Source organism: Streptomyces sp. R302 (genome assembly GCF_012927245.1).
GTDB lineage: Bacteria > Actinomycetota > Actinomycetes > Streptomycetales > Streptomycetaceae > Streptomyces.
The window spans coordinates 19,362-37,540 of sequence record NZ_JABBGE010000019.1 but is presented as its reverse complement, the minus strand read 5'-3'; the positions used below and the strand labels follow the sequence as shown (position 1 = coordinate 37,540).

Sequence of the window (18,179 nt, the reverse complement as noted above, 5' to 3'; positions counted from 1 at the left end):
CTACTTCATGAAGTCCCCGCCGGTCCAGTACTTCGACGACGAGGCCCTGGCCAACGTCGAGAAGTTCATCAAGGGCGAGGTCGAGCGCTGACCCGACACATGCCCTGACCTGGCCTTACAGGTCGGGACTGTCGCTACAGAGCACAAACCGACGGGGCCCCTGCTGCGCACGTTCGCGGCAGGGGCCCCGTCGGTCTGCGTAGGGCTTCATGGGTCTACGGGGCGGCCTCTCCCAAGATCATCTCCCCATTTTCTCCCGGGAGAACTACCGGCCCCTCGCGGCCGGCCCTATCCCGCCCGGGCGGTACGTGGCCTGTCGCGCCTCGGCACGCCGCTCCAGCTGTTCCTCCTCGGCGAGGACGCAGCCGCCGCACATCGCGAGTTCGTAGGTGGCGCCCAGGCGCGGGACACTCACCGTGGCGACGAGCGCGAGGCGCCGCGCGCTGCCACCGCACCGGAAGCATCTCCCGGCACGCGTCCATTCGTAAGCGGCCAGGACCTCGACAGGGGACGCCCCAGAGTCCCCCACCATGACAGCCCGAGGGCCTCCAGGCCTGCCGGGCCCCCGAGGGGCAGGGGCGGCGTCAGCAGTGCGCGGTTCGTAGTCCCCGACCCGCGGCCGGGGCACCGCCTGAGCGGCGTGCATGAGCGGACCTCACTAGGTGCAGCCACGACGGCTCACCCCATATGGGGGTCAGGGGCACCGCGTGGAACGGGCAGAACAAGCGAGCAGCGAGGGGGAAGGCAACGTGCCCGCCACACGTACGCATGGCGGGCACGAAGGAAAGCCACGGAGGGTGCGGGACTGTCAGCCCCAACCGGAGTCGTCGGTGGTGGCAGTCGGCGTCGGCTCGGCCGGCGGCGCGCCCCAGCCGGAGTCGTCGGTGGTGGCAGTCGGCGTCAGCTCGGGGGCGGGACGACCCCAGCCGGAGTCGGCGGTGGCGGCTGCGGAGCCCGCCACGCCCAGGGCCGCAGTCACGGCAAGGGTGGCTATGGCCCGGGCGAGAAGAGTTCGGCGCACAGGGTCCTCCTGACGAAGTAATCGAACACGCGTCGCGTTTTTCCTAGCTGTCCGTACCCTGACATGTGCAGAGGGCACGTGCCAGGGTGTTCGCAGTTCGGAAAGCCGACAGTCGGATTCCGGACATGGTGAAAGGGACAGGTATGGAAACGGAACGTCTGCTGGGCAAGGCGGCCCAGGACCCACGAGTGGCCGGGCGTGTCATCGTTGCGGCCGTGCAGCAGGACCTCGTCGCGCTGTCCGAGCGGCTGGCCCACGCAGTCGACCTCGCCCACAGGGAACCCTTGTTCGAGGATGGCCGCTTCTACGGCGGTCCCACCTCGGAGCTGCTGCCGACCGCGAGACTCATGAACGAGCGCATCACGGCCACCATTGCCGCAGCCACGGAGGAGTTGTGCACGGTGCAGACCACAGCGCCAACGGACCGTTCGCCCGAGGTACTCCACCGGGGCTTCGCCCGAGACCGCGAACTCCTGGAGCGCGGTGGCCGGGTCCGCTACCTCTACTCCGGCGCCTACCTGGAGGACCCGCAGACGTTCGAGTACGTGAGCGAGTTCCTCCGGGCCGGCGGCGAGGTGCGGGTCGGCGTGCGTGTCCCTCGGCGGCAGGTTCTCGTCGATAGGCGGAATTGGTTCGTAGACGTCACCAGCCCCGAGACGCCTCACTCGCCGGATGCGGGATGGCACATCAGGGACGTCGCACCGGTCTCCTGGGCCGTGGACAACTTCTCGCAGGCGTGGGGCGCCGCTCTGCCCTGGAGTGAAGCGCGCGCACGGGTCGCCGGCGCCATGAGTACGGCAAGACAACGGCAGATCCTTCGGGCCCTCGAAGAGGGCTTGTCGCAGCAGAGAGTAGCCGATCGCGTACACATAAGTGACCGCGTGGTGAATCGGGACCTTTCCTCTCTTCGGCAGGCCCTCGGGATGACGACCACGACTCAAGTGCTGATCTGGTGGGGCGGGACCGAGGAGCGCTTGCTGCCGTAGGCCCGCCCGGAGCCGGGCGGCCCGGGCGACGTCCGCTGTTCAAGATCGAAAAATGCGACGCTACTGACGCTGACAAATGATCAAGAGCAGCTCGACGGTGTCCGGGTGCTGCGAGAACACCCGAACTGGGTCAAACAGAAAAGACGGGAGGTCGGCGCCCGAATTCGTGGGCGCCGACTCCACGCGAACCTCACTCAGGAGAAGCTCGCCGAGCGATCAACTATCGACCGGCGGACCCTGCAACGGATCGAGGCCGGCGAAAGTGACCCACGCTACGGCGATCTACTCCTGATCGCCGAGGCGCTGGATGTCCCCTTCGCCGACCTCGTGGGATGTGCTCCGGCCGGGGGCTAGCCGGCCGGAGCGGTCTCGATGGGTCAGCTCGTGATGACGAATCCGCGGTGAGGGTGCCGGCGGGCGGCGGTATCCACGGCGGCGAGTACGTCGTCAGTGATGTCCTGCCGGGGGCCGTCGCCGTCGTGGTCAACCACACGCCATGGGCCCTCGGGGTTCTTGGGGTCCTGCGGTACCAGGGTCCCGGGGATCCCGTACCGGCGCATCGCCTCGTACAGCGCTGCAACGTCGTATGCGTCCATGACGGCCTCCGAGCTGCTTGGGTAACTACACCCGCTGGGCGACGGTGTACGCCACGACGGCGAGGGTGCCAACGACGACCAGGAGCAGGGCGAGGATCCAGGCCGGGACGCCGAGGACCTCGTAGTCGAGCTGCTCGCACTCGCGGTCTCCGCACGTGCACTTCGGCTGACCCCAGCGAAGCCACCGGGACGCCGTCGCCATCGCCTTGCCGCTCATCGCCTACGCCCTTCCTTGCGCCTGGCGGACCAGCGTACGCCCGAGGAGGAAGAGCAGACCTACCGCGATACCGGGTATCGGAGCGACGACCATGCAGTTGTCGGGGTCGCCGCTCTTCGCGTGCCTGCCCCCGCTGTCGGCGGCGTGCTTGCGCTGGCCGCCGCCACGGGACTTCCGGTTCTGATAGTCCCGGTATTCGTCGTACTCGCTCACGGGGACGCCTCCAGGGGGAGTAGGTGGAGGGCCCCGGCCGGGAACGGTCGGCCGGGGCCAGATCCTGCCCGCAGGGGTCGGTGGCACCCACGGGCAGGAAGTCACGAGGAGGGCGTGCGCTGCGGTGTACCTGGAGGCAGCGGGCACAGCGGCTTGTGGATGTACACGGTTGGCCGGGCTGCGCGTTCCGAGGGTGGCTCGAACATCGTGTGCTTGCCGGTGATGCAGCGGCCGCAGCGGTCACACGTCATCCGGCGCCTCCTCCCCGTGGTACGGGTTCCCAGGGGCCGGGTAGACCCGGAGGAACGCCGTCACGATCTCTCGGAAGCCGTAGTGCCGGGTCTGGGCGGTGTGGGAGATGGCCCACCTGTCGGTCGTCCACTGCTCGCCTGCGGGACATGCCTCTGAGGTGTCGCTGCAGGTGGTGCACTCGACGTGCCGGATGGGTGGGGAGGCCCCCTCTTCGCGGTCCGCGCTGACGGACCATTCAGCGAGTCGCAGGACTCTGGGCCCGTGGTGCATCTCAGCCCAGGTCCCCGGCCGGCGCGAGGTCGCTGGGGTCGGTGTTCGCGCCGCACAGCACGACGGCGACCCTCTCGCCGTTGGCGGGCTGGTAGTTCCGGAAGGTGGCCGACCGAGCGGCGGGCAGGCCTCGGTCCGGCACGTGGGCGGGCGGGGCGAGGAGCGCCGCGAGTGCGGTGGCGGCGCCGTGCTCGACAGCGATCTTCCGGTGGTCCCACAGGGTCTGGCGGGCCCGGATGATCTCGGTGTCCGGTACGAGGACGGAGGATACGCCGTCCTGGCGGGCGGCGTGCAGGGCCATGGCCGAGGTGCGACGGGCACCCAGGGAGTCGGCGGCGACCGAGCCCACGGGGACGTCGACCAGGGCGCCGTTCTCGATCGCGGCGTTGAGCGCGCGGCAGTTCTCGGGCTCGACGGCCACGGTGCGGATGCCGTGGTGCTGGGCGGCGGTGGCGACGCCGGCGAACAGTCCGCCGCCGCCGACGGCCACCACGACGGTGTCCAGTCCCGGGATCTGGCGGTGGATCTCCTCCAGCAACGTGCCGGCCCCGGCGGCGATGAGCGTGTGGTCGTAGGCGTGGGATGCGAGCGCGCCGGTGGCGGCGGCGAACTCGTCGCACGCGGCGGCGGCCTCGGCGTACTCGTCGCCGACGAGGCGGACGTCGGCGCCGTAGCCGCGCAGCCGGGCGACCTTCACCCGGGGGGCGGTGCGAGGCAGGAAGACGGTGGCACGTACACCCTGCTGCTGGGCGGCCCACGCGCAGGCCAGGCCCGCGTTGCCGCCGGAGGCGATGGTCACCCCGGCGTCGGGCAGGGTGCCGGCTTCGCGGTGCGCCATGAGGAAGTTCTGCGCGCCTCGGGCCTTGAAGGAGCCGGTGTGCTGCGTGAACTCCAGCGCGAGGTAGACCTCGCACGGCTGCTCCGGGCGGTCGTCGAGGGGGTCGCGGTGGGCGGTCCGGATCGCTCCCGCGTCGACGGGCGTGATGGTGACGGGCCGGACGTGGCCGTCGATGCGGTCGGCGGCGGTCTTGATGTCGCCGTAGGTGAGCTGGTGCATGGTGCTACTCCTGCGGAAGAGGGTCAGGACCAGGCGATGAGCTGGCCCGTGGTGGTGAGGGCGAGGAAGAAGGCGAACGCGATCCGCCGTCCGCCGGAGACGGGGCCGACTGCGTGGTAGTTCGTCGGGTTGAAGAGCAGCGCGTCGCCGAGCTCGGGAGTCAACGAGACGGACTGGCTGTGCTCGACGGTGCAGGGCTTGTATCCGTACGCCTCGCGGTGCTGCTCGTCGGCCGGCTCCCAGCGGTGCCGCCATACCGTGGTCTCGCCGCCCGTCAGGGGTGCGGAGACCCAGACGTTGAAGGCGAGCTGCGCCACGATCTGCTGGTCGAACAGGCCGTTGGGGAACTCGCGGTTGATGTCGTCGTAGTGGATCAAGGCGCCGGAGTTGATCTCGCGCAGGGTGCCGCCGAAGACGGGTCGCCCGCCGATGGTGGCGGGTGTAACCGCCGCGCCCCACGCCGATCCGAGCCGGGCCAGGGAGACCGTGATCGGGTCCGGCCTCATGCCGCACCGGTGCCAGGCCGCCCGTGCGGCATCGGCGTCCGCCCAGTACCGGGAGGCGTCCAGGCCGCCGTCCGTCCGGTAGTCGTTGAGGGCCGGGCCGAACCGCACGATCGGGGTCGGCACCCGGCGGGGGTCGTAGGCGGCGGTGGGGAGCCGGTCCACCGCGTCCATGGCGGTGCGGCACGACTCGGGGCTGAGGAACTGGGGCACGCGGACAGCCGCGAGAGCTCCCGAGGCGAGACGGGCCAGGTGGCCCTCGGTGAAGGTCGTGGCGGACGCAGCGCTGAACAGGGGATCCAGGTCAGCGGTGGTACGGGGCATGTCGCCTCCCAGTGAGGAGAGTTGAGCCTAGCGTGACCGATACGGTGTACCGTACGCTGTATCGCATGCCGAGGCAATCCCATCCCACACCCCCCGAACTCATCGCCGAGAAAGCCCTCCTGATCGTCAATCAGCGAGGGCCCGGCGCCCTCAGCTTCCGCACCCTGGCCGACCACCTGGGCGTCCCCCACCCCACCCTCCAGCGGCGTTGCACCGACATGGCCGGGCTCCTGGACATGTGCACCGACTACCTCGCCGCCCAGCTGCCCGACATCCCGACGACCATCGGATGGGCAGCGGCGACCGAACAGCGCTTCCGTGCCCTCTACGACCTCCTTACGGACCACCCCGGCCTCGTCGCGCTGCGGGGCGCTCGCCCCTGGCTCGGCAAGCAGCTGCTCGCGCGTCTCGTGGAGCCGCAGCTCGCCCACAGCGTCGAGGTCGGCATGGCGCCCGACGAGGCGGTCAGGACCTACCGGCGGATGTACCTGTTCACGCTGGGCAGCGCCAGCTTCGTCGATCACCGGGACCCGAAGGGTGCACAGGACATGACCCGCCGCGCCCTGGCCGCCCTCGACCCCGACGAGTTCCCCATGCTTGCCGGACAGCTCTCCGCCATCGTGCCGGCAGTCGTAGACCACGACGTCTATTACGGAGGACTGCGACAGCTCATCCGAGCCGCAGACCTCGAGGCCGGTGCGTAGCCCAGATGGGTTGGAACGTTGCCCGGACACGACGAAGCCGCCCCTCTCCCGCGCCACGTGCGCGGGAGAGGGGCGGCTTCGTTTACGGGCCCTTGTCGAGGTGAGCGGTGCGGGCGTCGACTCGGTCGACGGCGTCCCGGAGGCTGGATCCGGAATTGGGGTGGAGCTCGTGGCGGACTTCGGCGAGCTGCTTCTCGACGGAGCCGAGGCGGGCCATGACGCCCGGGCGCTCGGGTACGCCAGGGCGGGCGTCCACTCCGGACCAGTCGTCGAGGAACTCGCCGACGCGGCGGGTGAAGGTGCGCAGGCTGCGGCTCGTGCGGAGGAGCAGGGCCAGGGCGCCGCCGACGGCGACCAGGGCGGCGCCGACGGCGGCTGCTGTGTCGAGCCAGGGGATACCGGTCACGGGCGGCCGTCCCGACGGAGGACCTCGGCGAGGTCGAGGGCAGGCTGGTGCTTCTCGTACGCGGGCGGGCGGGCCCAGCCGAGGAGGAGGCCAGCGATGAGGCGTAGCGGTTCCCAGCCGATGCGTTCGGCCCCGGCCTCCAGGGCGCGGAGGACGGTGTAGTAGACGAGGGTGACGGCTGCGGTGATGCCGCCCGCGAGCGCGGCGGAGTCGACCTTGACGCCGACGGCGCCGGTGACGGTGAGGACCCACCCGGCGAGGACCGGGACGACGGTACGGAGGATGCTGGCGAGGACGTTCATGGGTGCGCCTTTCACTTCGAGCGGGGGACCTTGAGGGCGTTCCAGGAGGTGGGGCCGGGCCAGCCGTCGGCGTCGTCGCCGCGGTACCCGAGCTTGCGCTGCCACGCGGCGTAGGACTGGCGGTCGGCCTCGGTCCAGCGGGGACCGGGGCCCGAGCGGTACCGGCTGCAGCCCTCAGCGACGAGGCGCCGGCCCATGGCCGTGACGATCGCGGAGCGGGGGTTCTTCCGGAAGAACGAGGCGCCGGGGAACGGCTCGTACTGCGGAGCCTTCGGCGGAGCGGGCTTGGGTACGGCCGGCCGCGCCGGGTCCTTGCCGAGGCGGGTCTGCACGCGCTCGCGCATGGCGGGCATGGCGAAGCCCTTCGGGTCGGACTTCCAGTCGGACCACTCCAGGTGGCCGATGACGGACTTCGCGCCCCAGCCGTGCGCGCGGCACAGGGCGGCGGAGACCCGCTCGATAGCGAGCAGCTGCTCGGCGGGCCAGGGGTCGGCGCCGTTGCCGAGGTTGATGCACTCGAACCCGTAGAAGCGGGAGTTGCCGTCCACGGCGCCCGGGCTGCCCTGGTGGACGCGCGGCGCCGGCGGGCGGTCGGCGTAGGTCTCGGTGATGACGGCCTGGAGGACGGACGGGTCGCCGCCGCCGGCGTGGTTCGCGCGGCCGGAGCCGACGAGGTGGACCGTGCCGTCCTTGGCGATCACGCCGTGGCACAGGGGGCCGGGCAGGCCCTCGTAGCCGTCGAAGCACATCTCGACGGACGAGGCGGTACCGGAGCTGACGGTGTGGTGGATCATCACGCCGTTGACCGGCCCCCAGGAGCCGACCTGATTGCGGTTGTGGGTGCGCCAGCCGGGGTGTTCGACGACGGTGACGCCTTCGGCGCGGAGCGCGGCGATGAGCCGGTCCGCGGACAGGGGTGTGGCCATGAGGGTCTCCTCGGGGCATGAGAAAGCCCCGGGCCGGCTGGCTCGGGGCAGGTGAGCGGGCGGGTTACTTGGGGTTGGTGAAGTGGGTGTCGTCGAGCCAGATCGTGCTGGGGTTGGCGGAGCCGGCCGCGACGGAGCCCGTCAGGTTGCCGTTGGCGAGCAGGCCGAGGCGGATCGGCTGGTGACTGGAGTTGGCGCCGTAGACCTCGTCGCCGTGCTCCACGGAGGGGATGCAGTCGGCGACGGTGAACACGAACATCACCGCGGTCGTGTTGACCATGTTGGTCCCCGAGTTGTTGATCCGGCCCTCGTACAGGAACTCCAGCGTCCCCATGGTGCGTCGGATCTGCATCCGTGGCGGCTTCGCGGGATTCGGTGAGAAGCCGCTCTGGAAGTTCCCGAGACTGACGAGGGGCGTCCAGTCCATGACGATCTCGATGATGCGGGTCCCGAGGGCCTCCGCGGTGACGACCTCGCCCGCGTAGAAGGGCGTGTAGGGCACAGGGGCCTCCTAGAGAGCGGCGACCATGGGGCGCGTCAGGGAGATGGCGGCGCCGGCCGGGTGCGGCTTCTCGACGCCGTTGACGGACCGGGTCACGGTGGCGAGCTGGGGCGTCGAGGTCAGGTCGGCGAAGCGGAAGCCGACGGGCAGGGGGTTGGTGGTCGCGGAGCCCAGGACGGACCGCACACCGATGCTCCCCGCTGCCGTCAGGTCCCCGTCGGCCGCCGTCACCTGCCAGGCGGTGGGCTCGCCGTCGGTGGTGCGCCAGGCCTTGGCCCTCAGAGTGGATCCCTGTACGGCGAACCGGAGGCGGTAGGCCGTCCCCGGGGCGTAGGTCACGCCCGGAAGGGTGAAGGCCCCGAGCTGTGTCTCGTTGTTCGCGATCCGCTTCCGTACGCCGAGGACCATGGTCCCTCCGCCGATGATCTGGAGGCGGGCCATGTAGAAGGAGGCCGCGGACACCCACCGGGCGGCGAGGAAGCCGTAGCTGCTGTCGCCTGCGGGGACGGCGTCGGTGGAGAAGTCGACCGACAGGTCCACGTCCGCGGTCGGCACCGGGATGGTCATGGCGCGCAGGACGCCCCGGCTCGTCGCCGACTGAAGGGCGCCTCCGGCCGGCGTGACGGAGTAGTCGGACGCGGCTCCGCCCGTCATCGTCCAGGCCTGCCCGGACCCGGCGGCGCCCCAGCCGGACGTCACGGTCCGCGCGAACGCATCCTCGGCCACGTCCGTGAGGGCCGTCACCGACACCTCCTCTCCGCCGACGGTGAGGCTGAAGGGGAACTGGCTGGCGTGGGTGGTGCTGCGGATCCACCGTGGCCCCTTGGTGGTGGACAGGATCACGGACGTGTCAGCGTCGTCGAGGCCGGCGCCCAGGACGCAGCCGGCCGTATCCGCGCGGCCGAGGACACGGTCACCCAGGACGCCGACGGTCCACGGGCCGCCGGGGTCGCACACGAACGTGATCTGCCACCGCTTGGCGCCGATGGTCTCGGTGTAGCCGCGGATGAGCAGGTCGACATCGCCCGGCCCGTATTCGGGCGGGAGGCGGTGGAGCCGCAGGAGGTCGCCGACGTCGGCCCGGAGGAGGTCGGCGATGAGCGCCGCCGCGCGGGGGTTGGCCAGGTCGACGGTGACCTGTGGGTACTGCAAGCCGTTGATGGTGCCGAGGTGGAGCCTCCACCAGGCCTGGCCGATGGTCTGGGAGTCCGTGGCCAGGGACAGCGTCTTGGCTGCGTCGTAGCGTCCGATCCCGTCCGGGGGGTCCTGCACGGACAGCGGGCCGTGTTCCTGTACGGCCGTGTGCCCGGCGCCGTTCTTGCGGACCGCGGTGAACTCGTTGCGGACGAGACTGTCGGCGGGCTTCGGTTCGAGGCCGCCGACCACGCCGTTGCTGTAGTCCAGTGTCACCACAGGCGGCTGGGAGTACAGGCTGGCCCTGGTCCGGTACAGCAGCGCGACCGCGTCCCGGCGGTCCAGGAGCAGCCCGAGGTCGCTGTCGGACGCGGTCTCCAGGATGTCGAGGAACCCGTCCATCGTCTGGGCGCCGAGCGGCTCGGAGCGGGCCGGGTCGCCCTCGCAGGCCGCGGGGACGCCCTGCTCGGCGGAGACCCGCAGGAACCGGTTCGCGGCCCTCTCCCCTGAGTGCCCGAGCATCGCCTGGTACAGGTCTGCGGCCGGCGGCGGGTTGGGCCCCCAGTAGGTGAGGTAGCCGATGTTCACCGCCGGCGCCCCGTCGACCAGGTTGAGGACGAATACCGGGGCGATGGCGAAGAGCGCCGAGGTCGGCTCGGTCCAGGACCCGTTCGCGCGTTCGACGCCGTCGATCCAGAGGCTCCACTGGCTGTCACTGCCGCTGTTGATGACGCGCAGGCGCAGGTGGTGCGGCGCGCCGTCGTAGATGCCGGGTGACGGGATGACGATCTGGTCGGGCCCCTCGCCGTTGTCGGCACGGCTGACGGTCAGGGTCATGTCGTCGTTCTGCGGGTTGGCCTGCACGGTCCACACCCACTGGGCGCCCTCGGGGCCGCTGTCCACGAAGTGGTAGAGCTCGGCGGAGGGAACATCGACAGCGCCCGCCCGGACCCAGTCGACGGCCCAGCCGGCGTTGGCGGCCGTTGACGGTGGCGGGGTGGCCGTGAGCCTGGAGGCGCTCTTCGCGTCGACCTGGAGCACCGGCTCGATCCACTCCGCCAGCTGGCCCTTTCCCCAGGAGAACCGGCTGTTGCCGCCCTCGGAGATGATGGGCCGGGTACCGATCAGCGGGGTCCCGGAACTGGATTCGGGGCCGTCGGTGAGCGGCCAGCACTCGATCGGGCCGGCCGCGAGGATGGCCCGCCGCAGCGCGGACTGCAGCGGCTTCTTCCCGGTGCCGAGCCTCCTCAGGATCCCCGCCGGCGCGACCCTGATGACGCTGTCGTTGCCGCTGATGTGCCGCTGCGGCGGCCACGCGGGTACCTCACCCGACAGTCGCGTGTGGGTGTTGGACAGGGCCGCCGCCCCGGCCAGGGACCACACACGCCCCGTGCCGTCCGTGAAGGACGAGGCGCCCATGGCCGCGTCGCGTTCGATGTCGAGGTCGACAGCGAGGGCCCCATCGATCCCGTTCCGCAGCTGCATCCCGTACATGCGGCCCTTGAAGCCGGGCCCCACCCACGCCGTGACCGTGCCCAGCCGCAGGCCGGCCGTTCCGGCATGAACGCTCGTCACGCCGCTCGCCGACTGGGTCTCGATCAGGTGCCAGACCTTCGCGTCCAAAGAGCGGGCCCAGAAGAAGGTGGCGGTCCAGCCCCCCGCGCCGTTGTCGACGTCGAGGGTGGCGCGCAGCGCGATCCGCTGGCCCGGGTAGGCGGGGAACCGGGTCAGCGTGGCGGCGATCCCCAGAGCGGTACCCGTGCCGTCCGTGGACCATCTCAGCTGCATCTGCCGGTCGTTGAGCATCTGCCACGTCCACGACCGCTGGTTCCCGGTGGTGAGCCAGCGCTCGGCGAGATCTTGCTGCACCGAGTAGTCGTCCGACGCGATCTCGACCCGGACGTCCAGGTCCGAGGTGGACAGGCTCGCGTGGTTCGGTGTGGTGAGCGCGGAGACGGTGTCACCCGGAAGCACCAGCCGGGGCCCGCCCCCGGACACCGCGAACCTGAGCGGCGTACCGCGCCCGACCTTCCCGTACACCGGAGAGGTCGGGTCGTACACGGACAGCGCGCCGTTCCTGTTGCCCAGGGTCATCGTGCTGGCGGTCGGCTCCGCGCGGGTGCCGGCCCCGGACAGGCCGCGCGAGATGGACACGGTGTCGGACTCGCGGACGCTGACGGGATGCCACGCGTCGTCGTAGAAGATCTCTGCGGTACGCGGCGGCGGGAGCGCCATGGGTCACCCCTCTCCGAGGCGGATCACGGACCCCGCGGCCCGGGTCTGAACGGTCTCCTTGAAGAACCGGACGAAGCTGTCCTGTCCTCCGGTGACGTCGAGGACGACGCGGACCTCCTGCGGGCTGCGACTGCTGGCGACTTGGACGACGGGGGCGGCAGCGGTCTGGAGCATGCCGTCGAGGACGCTGAGCGGGAGAACGGCCTCCTGCTCGCGGCCCTCGCCGATCATCGCGAGCGTCGGGCCGGTGGTGACGCCACCCTCGGCGAGGTACGGGATGAACGGGATGTATCCAATTTCCACACCGGGAATTCTGTTCGCATTGCCGATCAGCATGTTGTTGATGAATTCGATGCCCTTGTTCACCAAATAGATTGCACCGTTCAGAGACGCCTTGAGTCCGCTGGTAATGAACCCCCACAGGCTGCTGCCAATACTGGCGAGCTGTCCGGGAATTCCCGCGAACCAGTCCACTAGGCCGTTCCACAGGCTCTTTACGCCCTCGACGCCGGTGGATACCCAGCCGGGGATCGTGGCGGTGAAGAAGCGGCCTATGGGCGCGAAGACGTTGGAGACCAGCCAGTTCCATCCGTCCGTGAACGTTTTGACGGTGGCGCCCCACGTCTCGGAGGCCACACGCTTGGTCCAGTTCCAGGCGTCGGACAGGGCCTTGGTGATCGCCGCCCACGTCTCGATGGTGACCTGCTTGGTCCAGTTCCAGGCGTCGGCGAGGCCCTTCACGACGGCGTCCCAGGTCGCCTTCGAGGTCTCCTTGGTCCAGTCCCACGCGGCGCCGAGGCCCTCGGTGATAGCGGCCCACGTCTCCAGCGTGACCCGCTTGATGTCCTCCCAGTAGACGATGACGAGGAGGATGACCGCGATCACGGCGAGGATGCCCGCGATGATCCACGTTCCCGGCCACATGAAGAGGGCGCTGTTCCATGCCCACTGGGCGACGGTCATGATGCTGATCACGACGGCCAGGGCCAGGAGCCCGGCGACAAGAGCGCGGAGCAGGTCGGGGTTCGCCGAGGCCCACTCGGAGAACGCGGACAGGACGGGCAGGAGCAGCTCGCCGAGGGTGGCCGACAGGTCTCGCCAGACGGCCTCGATGGTCTGGGACTCCTCCATGGCCTCCGTGGCGCGGTCGGCCGCGCCGGCGGCTTCGTCCATGCCGGTGACGGCGGCCGCGGTCGCGGGGTCCATCGCCCACAGCGCGTCGCCGGCCTCTCCGGCCATGTCGCCGAAGAGCTGTACGGCGAGCTGGGATTGCTTGGCCGGGTCCTCGATGCCGCGCAGGGCGGTGAGGGTGGCGCTGAGGGCCTGCTCGGCGGCGGGGCCGCCCTCGCCGATCGCTTTGAGCATGGCCTTACTGTCGAGCCCGAGGCCCTTGAATCCTTCGGCGGCCCGGTCGGTTTCTTCCGAGGTGATCCGCGCGAATTCATGGATGATGTCTGCCGCCTGGTCGATGTCCTTTCCTCCGGCGGCGGCGTATTGGCCCATGAGTCCGAACGCTGTTTCTCCGGAGAGGCCGAGTCGCTCGAATTGCTTCCCGTATTCCACGACACCTGCGGTAATGTCGTCCACCATCGACCGGGGAAGGGTCTGCGCGGCGCGGGTCAGAATGTCGAAAGCGTGGGCACCGTCCTTCGCGAGGCCGAGGTCGATGAGTCTTCCTGCTGCGGTCGCCGAATTGCCGATGTCCAGCTCGAACGTGTCGCCGAGCATGATCGCCTTCTTGGTGAGGTCGGCGAGCTCCTCGTCGCCGACCTTGCCCATGCCTCCCATGGCCTGGGCCACGACCCCCAGGGCGTCAGTGACCCCGCCCATCGAGTCGGAGAATCCCGCGGTGAACACCTCGCCGGCGACCGTGCCCGCGCGGTCGGCCTCCTCGGCCGTGAGGCCGAGCTGGTTGGTCACCTTCGCCACTGCGGCCTTGGTGTCCATGGCGTTGGTGAGACCGGCTGCGAACGCGCCGCCGACCGCCATACCGGCGGTGCCGGCGGCGATGCCCTGGAAGCTGCCGCCGACGTCGGCGGCGGCCTGGTCGGCTGCCTGGGCGGCCTGGTCGGCCGAGGTCCCGACTTCTGCGAGGGCGTCGGCCGCACGGTTGGCGGCCTGGACGACCTCGCGGCCCATCGCGTCGGCGGCGTCCCCGACGTCCGCGAGCGCCAGGTCGACGTCACGCGCCGCTTCCTGGGCGCCGCCGGACAGGTCCTCGGCGCTCAGGCCGATCTCGACGAGCAGCCGGTCAAGAACCGTCACGGCTCCCCACCTCCTTGTTCTGGCGTGGCTTGCCGCCGAGGCGTACGTGCATGGTCTTGACCGCGGCGAGCATCTGCTGCCAGGTCTGCTTCGGCTTCCCTCCCCACTGCGGCATGAAGTCGCTTGGGGTGAAGGGGCGTTGGCCCTTGCCGCGGGTGCCGTTGGCGATGACGGCGGTCTGGAGGGCGTTGAGGGCGTCGGCCCGCTCGGGGCCGATCGGTCCGGCGATCCGTTCGTACGCGGCCCACTCGGTCAGCTCGGCCGAGCTGGTGCGGGCGAGCAGCTCGCTGACCGGCATGCCCAGGGCGTGCGCTAGTCGGAAGTAGAAGACCCGCTCGGGGCGGGCTCGGAGTTTCCCTCTGCTTCCTCGACGGCGCGCTCGCCGATGCCGGACAGGCGCCGGGCGACGACCGCCAGGCGCTCGATGACGGCGCCGTTCTTCGCGCCGAGGGCGCCGACCTCCTTGAGCGTGTACAGCGGCTGGCCGTCCTCGTCGACGAGGCAGCGGGCGAGGAGGCGCGCGTCGCGGTCGTCGAGATTGACACCGATGGGCTTGCCGTTGGGGCCGAAGTGGACGAGGGAGGTCTGGTAGGCGTTGCGGTCGGTGCCGGACATGCCGATGATCCGGACCTCGCCGCCCCACTCTGCGACGGGCACGTCCTCGTAGACGGTGTCGTCGGCCTCGTCGATCTGCGCGCGGGTGAGCAGTGCCATGGTGGTGAAGTCCTCTCAGGAGAAGGTGGGTTCGCCAGCGACCTTGAAGGTCAGCGAAGCCGACAGCTTGTCGTCGACCGGGGCCGTCGGCTGGAAGCCGGTCATGATCGCCGGGAAGCCCCACTGGGTCTGGTCGTCGTCGGGGAAGGTGAGCCGGTAGTTGCGCGGGTCCTTGTCGTTGAAGTCCGCGATCAGGGAGTCGTGCGCGGCCGGCATGTAGTTGACGTCGATGGTGACCTCGCCGCCGTCCTTGAGCCCGCCGACGAACTCCATCCATCCGTTGGGCGAGTCGTGGGCGGTGACGTCGATCGTGCTGCGGGTGAGCGAGGGGCCGCCGACGTTGTTGACCGCCGCGAGGGCGGTGAACACCTCGGGGACGGCTCCGTCCCCGCGGGCGAATGCGACGCCGAACGCGTTCTCTCCGGCCATGGGTACCTCCGAGCATGCGTAGGGCCCCGGGCCGGGTCCGGCGCGGGGTGAGGGTGGGTGGGTCAGGCGGGGCGCTGCTCGGTGCGGACGCGGTAGCGCAGCATCAGGTGCCGGATGTCGCCCGGTGGTTCGGGGTCGGTGAGCGTCTGCCCGAACTCGAACAGCGTGGCCACATGGTCGAGGCCGGGGATGGTGAGCGGCTGGTGGTCCAGGAGCGCGTTCACCCGCTGCCCGATCGTGAGGCCCTCGGTGTGGCCGAGGGCCTTCGTCCACACGTGCAGCGTGACCACGGTGTCCCGGGCGAAGCGGTCCTGGCTGTTGGCCGGGACCTCGGTGGCCTCCCCCAGGACGATGTGCGGGAACGGCGCGTTCTCGGGGACGTTGTCGTACACGCCGGCGCCGAGGTCGACGGTCAGCTCACCGTCCGCGGACAGCTTCGTGTACACGGCGCCCTGCACGGCCAGCATGGCGAGCGGGGCGCTCACCGCAGGGCCCTGCGGACGGCCTCGGTGAGGCGGGCCCGGTAGCGTCCGCGCTCGGCCTCCAGGGCCGGGCGGAGCGAGGGCTGCGCCGGAAAGGACCGGGTGCCGTTCTCGGCGAAGTGGGCGTAGAACTCCGGATCGTCGAACCAGCCGACGTGGGCGACGAGGCCCTCCTCCTCGTAGCGGACGTCGACCGTCTGGGACAGGTTCCCGGAGTCGTGGCGGACGGTGCGGGAGGTCTCCTCGCGGACGGCCTCGGCGGACGCCTTGACGCCGTCCTTCAGCCCCTGGATCACCTCGGTGTCCAGGGAGGCAAGGCGCTCGCGCAGCCGCTCGATGCCGGTGATCCGGACGGTGACCGGGCGGCGGCCGCCCCGGCGGCGGGGTGACACGCCTACCGCCTGCGTTCGAGAAGGCGGCGGATGTCCTTGAGCTCGCCGGCGACGGCGAGCAGCGCCCAGGCCGTGGCCTCCTCCGGGGCGGCATGCGGGTCCTGGAGCAACTCGGCGGCCTTCCGCCGGCACATCGCCGCGGTGGGCGGCTCGACGGGGCCGGGCTGGTCGGTCTTCACTGGGCGCCGAGTTCGAGGACGGCGACGGTCACGGAGGTGACGGCGTCGTACGTGATGGCGGCCCGGCCGGTCCCGGCGGCGAACGGGCGGCGCGGCAGCGGGAAGACCGCGGTCTTCCCGGCGGCGACGGCGACGGCGAGGTCCTCGATGGCGAGGCCGTCGACCGTGCCGGGCGTGGCGATGGTGATCGTGTGCGGGGCGGCGTCGCCGTTGATGACGGCGAGGAACCGGCCGGGCCCGCAGGGGGCGGTGTCGCCGAGCGCGGCCGCCGCGACGGCGACGGCCGACAGGTCGGGGACGCCGCCGTCAACGGGCACGGGGGTGGGATTGAGCGCGGCCATGGGTCAGCCTCCGGGGTTGGTCTGGGTGAGGGTGCACTCGGCCTTGCGGTAGCGGGTGCTCGAGGGCTCGACGACGAACCGCACGGTGAGCCGCTGTCCGCCGCCGCGCAGCTCGTCGCCGCGCTCGACGTCGGCCGTGGGCAGGAGGTACACGTCGTGGGTGTGCTCGGCGCCGGCCTGCTGCGCGAGCATCCGGTCCGTGGCGCTGGGCTGGTCAACCTTGCCGCGGACCGGCTGGGGCTGGCGGACCATGGTCCGCCGCTGTCCGCCGGCGCCGTCGGGGGTGAGCGTCGCGCGCCACACCTCCAGGGTGCGGTTCAGGTGGTGGCCGATCATGTCCGGGCCCGGTAGGCACCGAGCGTGCGCCGGTCGGCGGTCGTCAGCTCCATGCCGAGGGCCTCGGCCGAGAAGCTGCGGGAGTGATCGCCGAGGGTCTCCGCCGACAGGCCCTCGGGGTTGGACCAGCCCGCCGCCGCCAAGCGGAGGTTGATCCGGGTCACGCCTGCGGGGACGACGGTGAACCCGGCGGTGACGACGGCGGTGACGGCGCGGTCGTGCGCGGGCCAGGTGTCGCCGATGCGGGTGAGGATCCCGTCGGCGGACCAGGTGTAGTCGGCGGCCGGGCCGTACACGAGGAGCTGGTCCTGGCCGTCCTCGCCGTGGACGGTGACGGACTCGACGGCGGTGACGGGCCACCGCGGCAGGATCAGGCGGTGGGAGCGGGGGGCGGTCCGGTGCGGGTCGCTGCGGGTCGGCCCGTCGAGGACGAGCGTGTCGGTGGCCGACTCCAAGGACTGGCCGGTCTCGTCGTCGATGACGCCCTGGGCGAGGTCCAGGAGCAGCTCGGCCGTCGCCGTCTCGTCCGGGGTGAACGGCTCCGGAAGCCGCAACCACAGCCGGAGTTGATCGGAGGTGGCGTACGCCATCGGTCAGTCTCCGTCCTCGTCGCGGCGCTGCTCCAGGGCGGCGACGACCGCGGCCCGGATCTCGTCCTTGCGGGTGGCGGCGCCGAGGTCGATGTCCTCGGCGGCGGCGTACGCCTTGAGCTGCTCGACGGTCATGTCCTCGACGGCCGCCTCGGGGCCGTCGCCGGGCGGCGCGGAGGCCGGGGCGGGTGCGGCCGGGCGCCGCTTCTTGGGCGGCTCGTCGACGGGCTTGCAGTCGCCGGCGGCGATACGCCGGGCGGCGTCGGCCGGGTCCATGTCGACGATCGCGCCCGCGGGCGCGTTGCCGTACTTCGGGTTGGCCATGAGGCGCAGCATCTCGACGCGCATCGGGTCCTCCTGGTCCGGGACGCGGCCGGGCCCCGCCGGTGTGGCGGGGCCCGGGCGGCCGTGCGGGGTGGGGTGGGTCAGGGGCGGACGCGGCCGCGGCCGCGGATGACGCTCACGCCGAAGCTGGCGTCGCCGGTGCCGGCGTCGGTGGCCACGACGCGGAGGTACCGCTTGATGCCGTGGTAGCCGATCGTGGTCACGGTGGACGCGGTGAGGGTGGCGGGCTCGACGCCGTCGAGGTCCTTGTCCGCGACCGCGGTGTACCCGGAGCCGAGCTGGTCGGACTCCTGGATCTCGATGGAGAAGGCACCGTTGGCGACCGTGCCGGTGGAGATGACGACGGCGGCGGCGTCGTAGTTCGCCAGGTCCACGCCGGTGCCGGCCGCGGTGTCGATCCGGGCCGCCGGGACCAGGGTCGCGACGACGTCGATGTTGTTCTTGATGTCGCTGCGCAT

The 18,179-nt window shown here is 71.1% G+C and carries 27 protein-coding genes; 3 read left to right on the top strand and 24 right to left on the bottom strand.

Going from position 1 to position 18,179, the window contains the following annotated elements:
- Positions 1-265 precede the first annotated feature (265 nt).
- Together HHL19_RS36495 and HHL19_RS36490 are read right to left on the bottom strand one after the other, a co-directional pair.
- A complete protein-coding gene (locus tag HHL19_RS36495; RefSeq protein WP_169094729.1) occupies positions 266-415 on the bottom strand; it encodes a hypothetical protein in 150 nt (49 codons plus the stop codon).
- A gap of 393 nt (positions 416-808) precedes the next feature.
- A complete protein-coding gene (locus HHL19_RS36490) occupies positions 809-1,021 on the bottom strand; it encodes a hypothetical protein (protein WP_169094728.1) in 213 nt (70 codons plus the stop codon).
- A 215-nt stretch (positions 1,022-1,236) separates the two neighbouring features.
- On the opposite strand from HHL19_RS36490, the gene HHL19_RS38655 reads away from it, so the two are divergent.
- Together HHL19_RS38655 and HHL19_RS36480 are read left to right on the top strand one after the other, a co-directional pair.
- Positions 1,237-2,007 carry a LuxR C-terminal-related transcriptional regulator gene (locus tag HHL19_RS38655; RefSeq protein ID WP_169094727.1) on the top strand — a complete coding sequence of 257 codons (771 nt, stop codon included), beginning with the start codon at positions 1,237-1,239 and terminating at the stop codon, positions 2,005-2,007.
- A gap of 105 nt (positions 2,008-2,112) precedes the next feature.
- Entirely contained in the window at positions 2,113-2,361 is a 249-nt protein-coding gene (locus tag HHL19_RS36480; protein WP_169094726.1) for a helix-turn-helix transcriptional regulator, read from the top strand.
- Between the two features lie 23 nt (positions 2,362-2,384).
- Here HHL19_RS36480 and HHL19_RS36475 read toward each other — a convergent pair whose 3' ends face one another.
- From HHL19_RS36475 to HHL19_RS36455, 5 genes are all read right to left on the bottom strand, one after another.
- Positions 2,385-2,603: a hypothetical protein gene (locus HHL19_RS36475; RefSeq protein WP_169094725.1), complete on the bottom strand. Its 219-nt coding sequence runs from the start codon at positions 2,601-2,603 to the stop codon at positions 2,385-2,387.
- Positions 2,604-2,628: 25 nt separating this feature from the next.
- Positions 2,629-2,820, bottom strand: coding sequence for a hypothetical protein (locus HHL19_RS36470; RefSeq protein ID WP_169094724.1), 192 nt, complete (start codon positions 2,818-2,820; stop codon positions 2,629-2,631).
- Positions 2,821-2,823: 3 nt separating this feature from the next.
- Positions 2,824-3,033, bottom strand: a complete 210-nt coding sequence (locus tag HHL19_RS36465; RefSeq protein ID WP_169094723.1) for a hypothetical protein — start codon at positions 3,031-3,033, stop codon at positions 2,824-2,826.
- Between the two features lie 523 nt (positions 3,034-3,556).
- Complete coding sequence (locus HHL19_RS36460) at positions 3,557-4,612, bottom strand: serine/threonine dehydratase (protein ID WP_169094722.1); 1,056 nt, start codon at positions 4,610-4,612, stop codon at positions 3,557-3,559.
- A gap of 23 nt (positions 4,613-4,635) precedes the next feature.
- Complete coding sequence (locus tag HHL19_RS36455) at positions 4,636-5,439, bottom strand: 2OG-Fe(II) oxygenase (protein ID WP_169094721.1); 804 nt, start codon at positions 5,437-5,439, stop codon at positions 4,636-4,638.
- Positions 5,440-5,504: 65 nt separating this feature from the next.
- On the opposite strand from HHL19_RS36455, the gene HHL19_RS36450 reads away from it, so the two are divergent.
- A complete protein-coding gene (locus tag HHL19_RS36450; protein ID WP_169094720.1) occupies positions 5,505-6,143 on the top strand; it encodes a TetR/AcrR family transcriptional regulator C-terminal domain-containing protein in 639 nt (212 codons plus the stop codon).
- An 82-nt stretch (positions 6,144-6,225) separates the two neighbouring features.
- Here the strand turns inward: HHL19_RS36450 and HHL19_RS36445 are convergent, their stop codons facing one another.
- The 17 genes from HHL19_RS36445 to HHL19_RS36365 all read right to left on the bottom strand — a co-directional run bounded on the left by HHL19_RS36445 (position 6,226) and on the right by HHL19_RS36365 (position 18,179).
- Positions 6,226-6,549, bottom strand: a complete 324-nt coding sequence (locus tag HHL19_RS36445) for a hypothetical protein (protein WP_169094719.1) — start codon at positions 6,547-6,549, stop codon at positions 6,226-6,228.
- Positions 6,546-6,851, bottom strand: a complete 306-nt coding sequence (locus HHL19_RS36440) for a hypothetical protein (RefSeq protein ID WP_169094718.1) — start codon at positions 6,849-6,851, stop codon at positions 6,546-6,548. The genes HHL19_RS36445 and HHL19_RS36440 overlap by 4 nt, the downstream gene beginning before the upstream one ends.
- Before the next feature lie 11 nt (positions 6,852-6,862).
- Positions 6,863-7,777 carry a peptidoglycan-binding protein gene (locus tag HHL19_RS36435; protein ID WP_169094717.1) on the bottom strand — a complete coding sequence of 305 codons (915 nt, stop codon included), beginning with the start codon at positions 7,775-7,777 and terminating at the stop codon, positions 6,863-6,865.
- Between the two features lie 64 nt (positions 7,778-7,841).
- Positions 7,842-8,279, bottom strand: a complete 438-nt coding sequence (locus tag HHL19_RS36430; RefSeq protein WP_169094716.1) for a hypothetical protein — start codon at positions 8,277-8,279, stop codon at positions 7,842-7,844.
- 9 nt (positions 8,280-8,288) lie between these two features.
- Positions 8,289-11,648 (bottom strand): hypothetical protein, encoded by a 3,360-nt coding sequence (locus HHL19_RS36425; RefSeq protein WP_169094715.1) that lies wholly within the window; start codon positions 11,646-11,648, stop codon positions 8,289-8,291.
- A 3-nt stretch (positions 11,649-11,651) separates the two neighbouring features.
- Positions 11,652-13,913, bottom strand: a complete 2,262-nt coding sequence (locus HHL19_RS36420; RefSeq protein ID WP_169094714.1) for a phage tail tape measure protein — start codon at positions 13,911-13,913, stop codon at positions 11,652-11,654.
- The gene (locus HHL19_RS36415) at positions 13,900-14,211 is read right to left on the bottom strand and encodes a hypothetical protein (protein WP_240982092.1); all 312 of its coding nucleotides are present in this window, start codon (positions 14,209-14,211) and stop codon (positions 13,900-13,902) included. The genes HHL19_RS36420 and HHL19_RS36415 overlap by 14 nt, the downstream gene beginning before the upstream one ends.
- A gap of 14 nt (positions 14,212-14,225) precedes the next feature.
- A complete protein-coding gene (locus HHL19_RS36410; protein ID WP_169094713.1) occupies positions 14,226-14,627 on the bottom strand; it encodes a hypothetical protein in 402 nt (133 codons plus the stop codon).
- A 15-nt stretch (positions 14,628-14,642) separates the two neighbouring features.
- Positions 14,643-15,056, bottom strand: coding sequence for a phage tail tube protein (locus tag HHL19_RS36405; RefSeq protein ID WP_169094712.1), 414 nt, complete (start codon positions 15,054-15,056; stop codon positions 14,643-14,645).
- A 62-nt stretch (positions 15,057-15,118) separates the two neighbouring features.
- Positions 15,119-15,541 carry a DUF3168 domain-containing protein gene (locus HHL19_RS36400; RefSeq protein WP_346768605.1) on the bottom strand — a complete coding sequence of 141 codons (423 nt, stop codon included), beginning with the start codon at positions 15,539-15,541 and terminating at the stop codon, positions 15,119-15,121.
- A complete protein-coding gene (locus HHL19_RS36395; protein ID WP_169094711.1) occupies positions 15,538-15,930 on the bottom strand; it encodes an HK97-gp10 family putative phage morphogenesis protein in 393 nt (130 codons plus the stop codon). Before HHL19_RS36395 ends, HHL19_RS36400 begins: the two co-directional genes overlap by 4 nt.
- A 2-nt stretch (positions 15,931-15,932) precedes the next feature.
- Positions 15,933-16,109 carry a hypothetical protein gene (locus HHL19_RS36390; protein ID WP_169094710.1) on the bottom strand — a complete coding sequence of 59 codons (177 nt, stop codon included), beginning with the start codon at positions 16,107-16,109 and terminating at the stop codon, positions 15,933-15,935.
- Positions 16,106-16,450, bottom strand: coding sequence for a hypothetical protein (locus HHL19_RS36385; RefSeq protein WP_169094709.1), 345 nt, complete (start codon positions 16,448-16,450; stop codon positions 16,106-16,108). Before HHL19_RS36385 ends, HHL19_RS36390 begins: the two co-directional genes overlap by 4 nt.
- Positions 16,451-16,453: 3 nt before the next feature.
- Positions 16,454-16,786, bottom strand: coding sequence for a phage head closure protein (locus HHL19_RS36380; protein WP_169094708.1), 333 nt, complete (start codon positions 16,784-16,786; stop codon positions 16,454-16,456).
- The gene (locus tag HHL19_RS36375) at positions 16,783-17,376 is read right to left on the bottom strand and encodes a hypothetical protein (protein ID WP_169094707.1); all 594 of its coding nucleotides are present in this window, start codon (positions 17,374-17,376) and stop codon (positions 16,783-16,785) included. Before HHL19_RS36375 ends, HHL19_RS36380 begins: the two co-directional genes overlap by 4 nt.
- Positions 17,377-17,379: 3 nt before the next feature.
- On the bottom strand, positions 17,380-17,724 hold the full coding sequence (locus HHL19_RS36370; protein ID WP_169094706.1) for a hypothetical protein: 345 nt from the start codon (positions 17,722-17,724) through the stop codon (positions 17,380-17,382).
- A 77-nt stretch (positions 17,725-17,801) separates the two neighbouring features.
- Complete coding sequence (locus tag HHL19_RS36365) at positions 17,802-18,179, bottom strand: hypothetical protein (protein ID WP_169094705.1); 378 nt, start codon at positions 18,177-18,179, stop codon at positions 17,802-17,804.

Bases quoted from the DNA above. Each gene is read 5' to 3' on its own strand.
- HHL19_RS36475 (WP_169094725.1), bottom strand. From the start codon at position 2,603: ATGGACGCATACGACGTTGCAGCGCTGTACGAGGCGATGCGCCGGTAC.
- HHL19_RS36470 (WP_169094724.1), bottom strand. From the start codon at position 2,820: ATGAGCGGCAAGGCGATGGCGACGGCGTCCCGGTGGCTTCGCTGGGGT.
- HHL19_RS36460 (WP_169094722.1), bottom strand. From the start codon at position 4,612: ATGCACCAGCTCACCTACGGCGACATCAAGACCGCCGCCGACCGCATC.
- HHL19_RS36455 (WP_169094721.1), bottom strand. From the start codon at position 5,439: ATGCCCCGTACCACCGCTGACCTGGATCCCCTGTTCAGCGCTGCGTCC.
- HHL19_RS36450 (WP_169094720.1), top strand. From the start codon at position 5,505: ATGCCGAGGCAATCCCATCCCACACCCCCCGAACTCATCGCCGAGAAA.
- HHL19_RS36440 (WP_169094718.1), bottom strand. From the start codon at position 6,851: ATGAACGTCCTCGCCAGCATCCTCCGTACCGTCGTCCCGGTCCTCGCC.
- HHL19_RS36435 (WP_169094717.1), bottom strand. From the start codon at position 7,777: ATGGCCACACCCCTGTCCGCGGACCGGCTCATCGCCGCGCTCCGCGCC.
- HHL19_RS36425 (WP_169094715.1), bottom strand. From the start codon at position 11,648: ATGGCGCTCCCGCCGCCGCGTACCGCAGAGATCTTCTACGACGACGCG.
- HHL19_RS36415 (WP_240982092.1), bottom strand. From the start codon at position 14,211: ATGCCGGTCAGCGAGCTGCTCGCCCGCACCAGCTCGGCCGAGCTGACC.
- HHL19_RS36410 (WP_169094713.1), bottom strand. From the start codon at position 14,627: ATGGCACTGCTCACCCGCGCGCAGATCGACGAGGCCGACGACACCGTC.
- HHL19_RS36405 (WP_169094712.1), bottom strand. From the start codon at position 15,056: ATGGCCGGAGAGAACGCGTTCGGCGTCGCATTCGCCCGCGGGGACGGA.
- HHL19_RS36385 (WP_169094709.1), bottom strand. From the start codon at position 16,450: ATGGCCGCGCTCAATCCCACCCCCGTGCCCGTTGACGGCGGCGTCCCC.
- HHL19_RS36380 (WP_169094708.1), bottom strand. From the start codon at position 16,786: ATGATCGGCCACCACCTGAACCGCACCCTGGAGGTGTGGCGCGCGACG.
- HHL19_RS36375 (WP_169094707.1), bottom strand. From the start codon at position 17,376: ATGGCGTACGCCACCTCCGATCAACTCCGGCTGTGGTTGCGGCTTCCG.
- HHL19_RS36370 (WP_169094706.1), bottom strand. From the start codon at position 17,724: ATGCGCGTCGAGATGCTGCGCCTCATGGCCAACCCGAAGTACGGCAAC.
- HHL19_RS36365 (WP_169094705.1), bottom strand. From the start codon at position 18,179: ATGCGCAGCGACATCAAGAACAACATCGACGTCGTCGCGACCCTGGTC.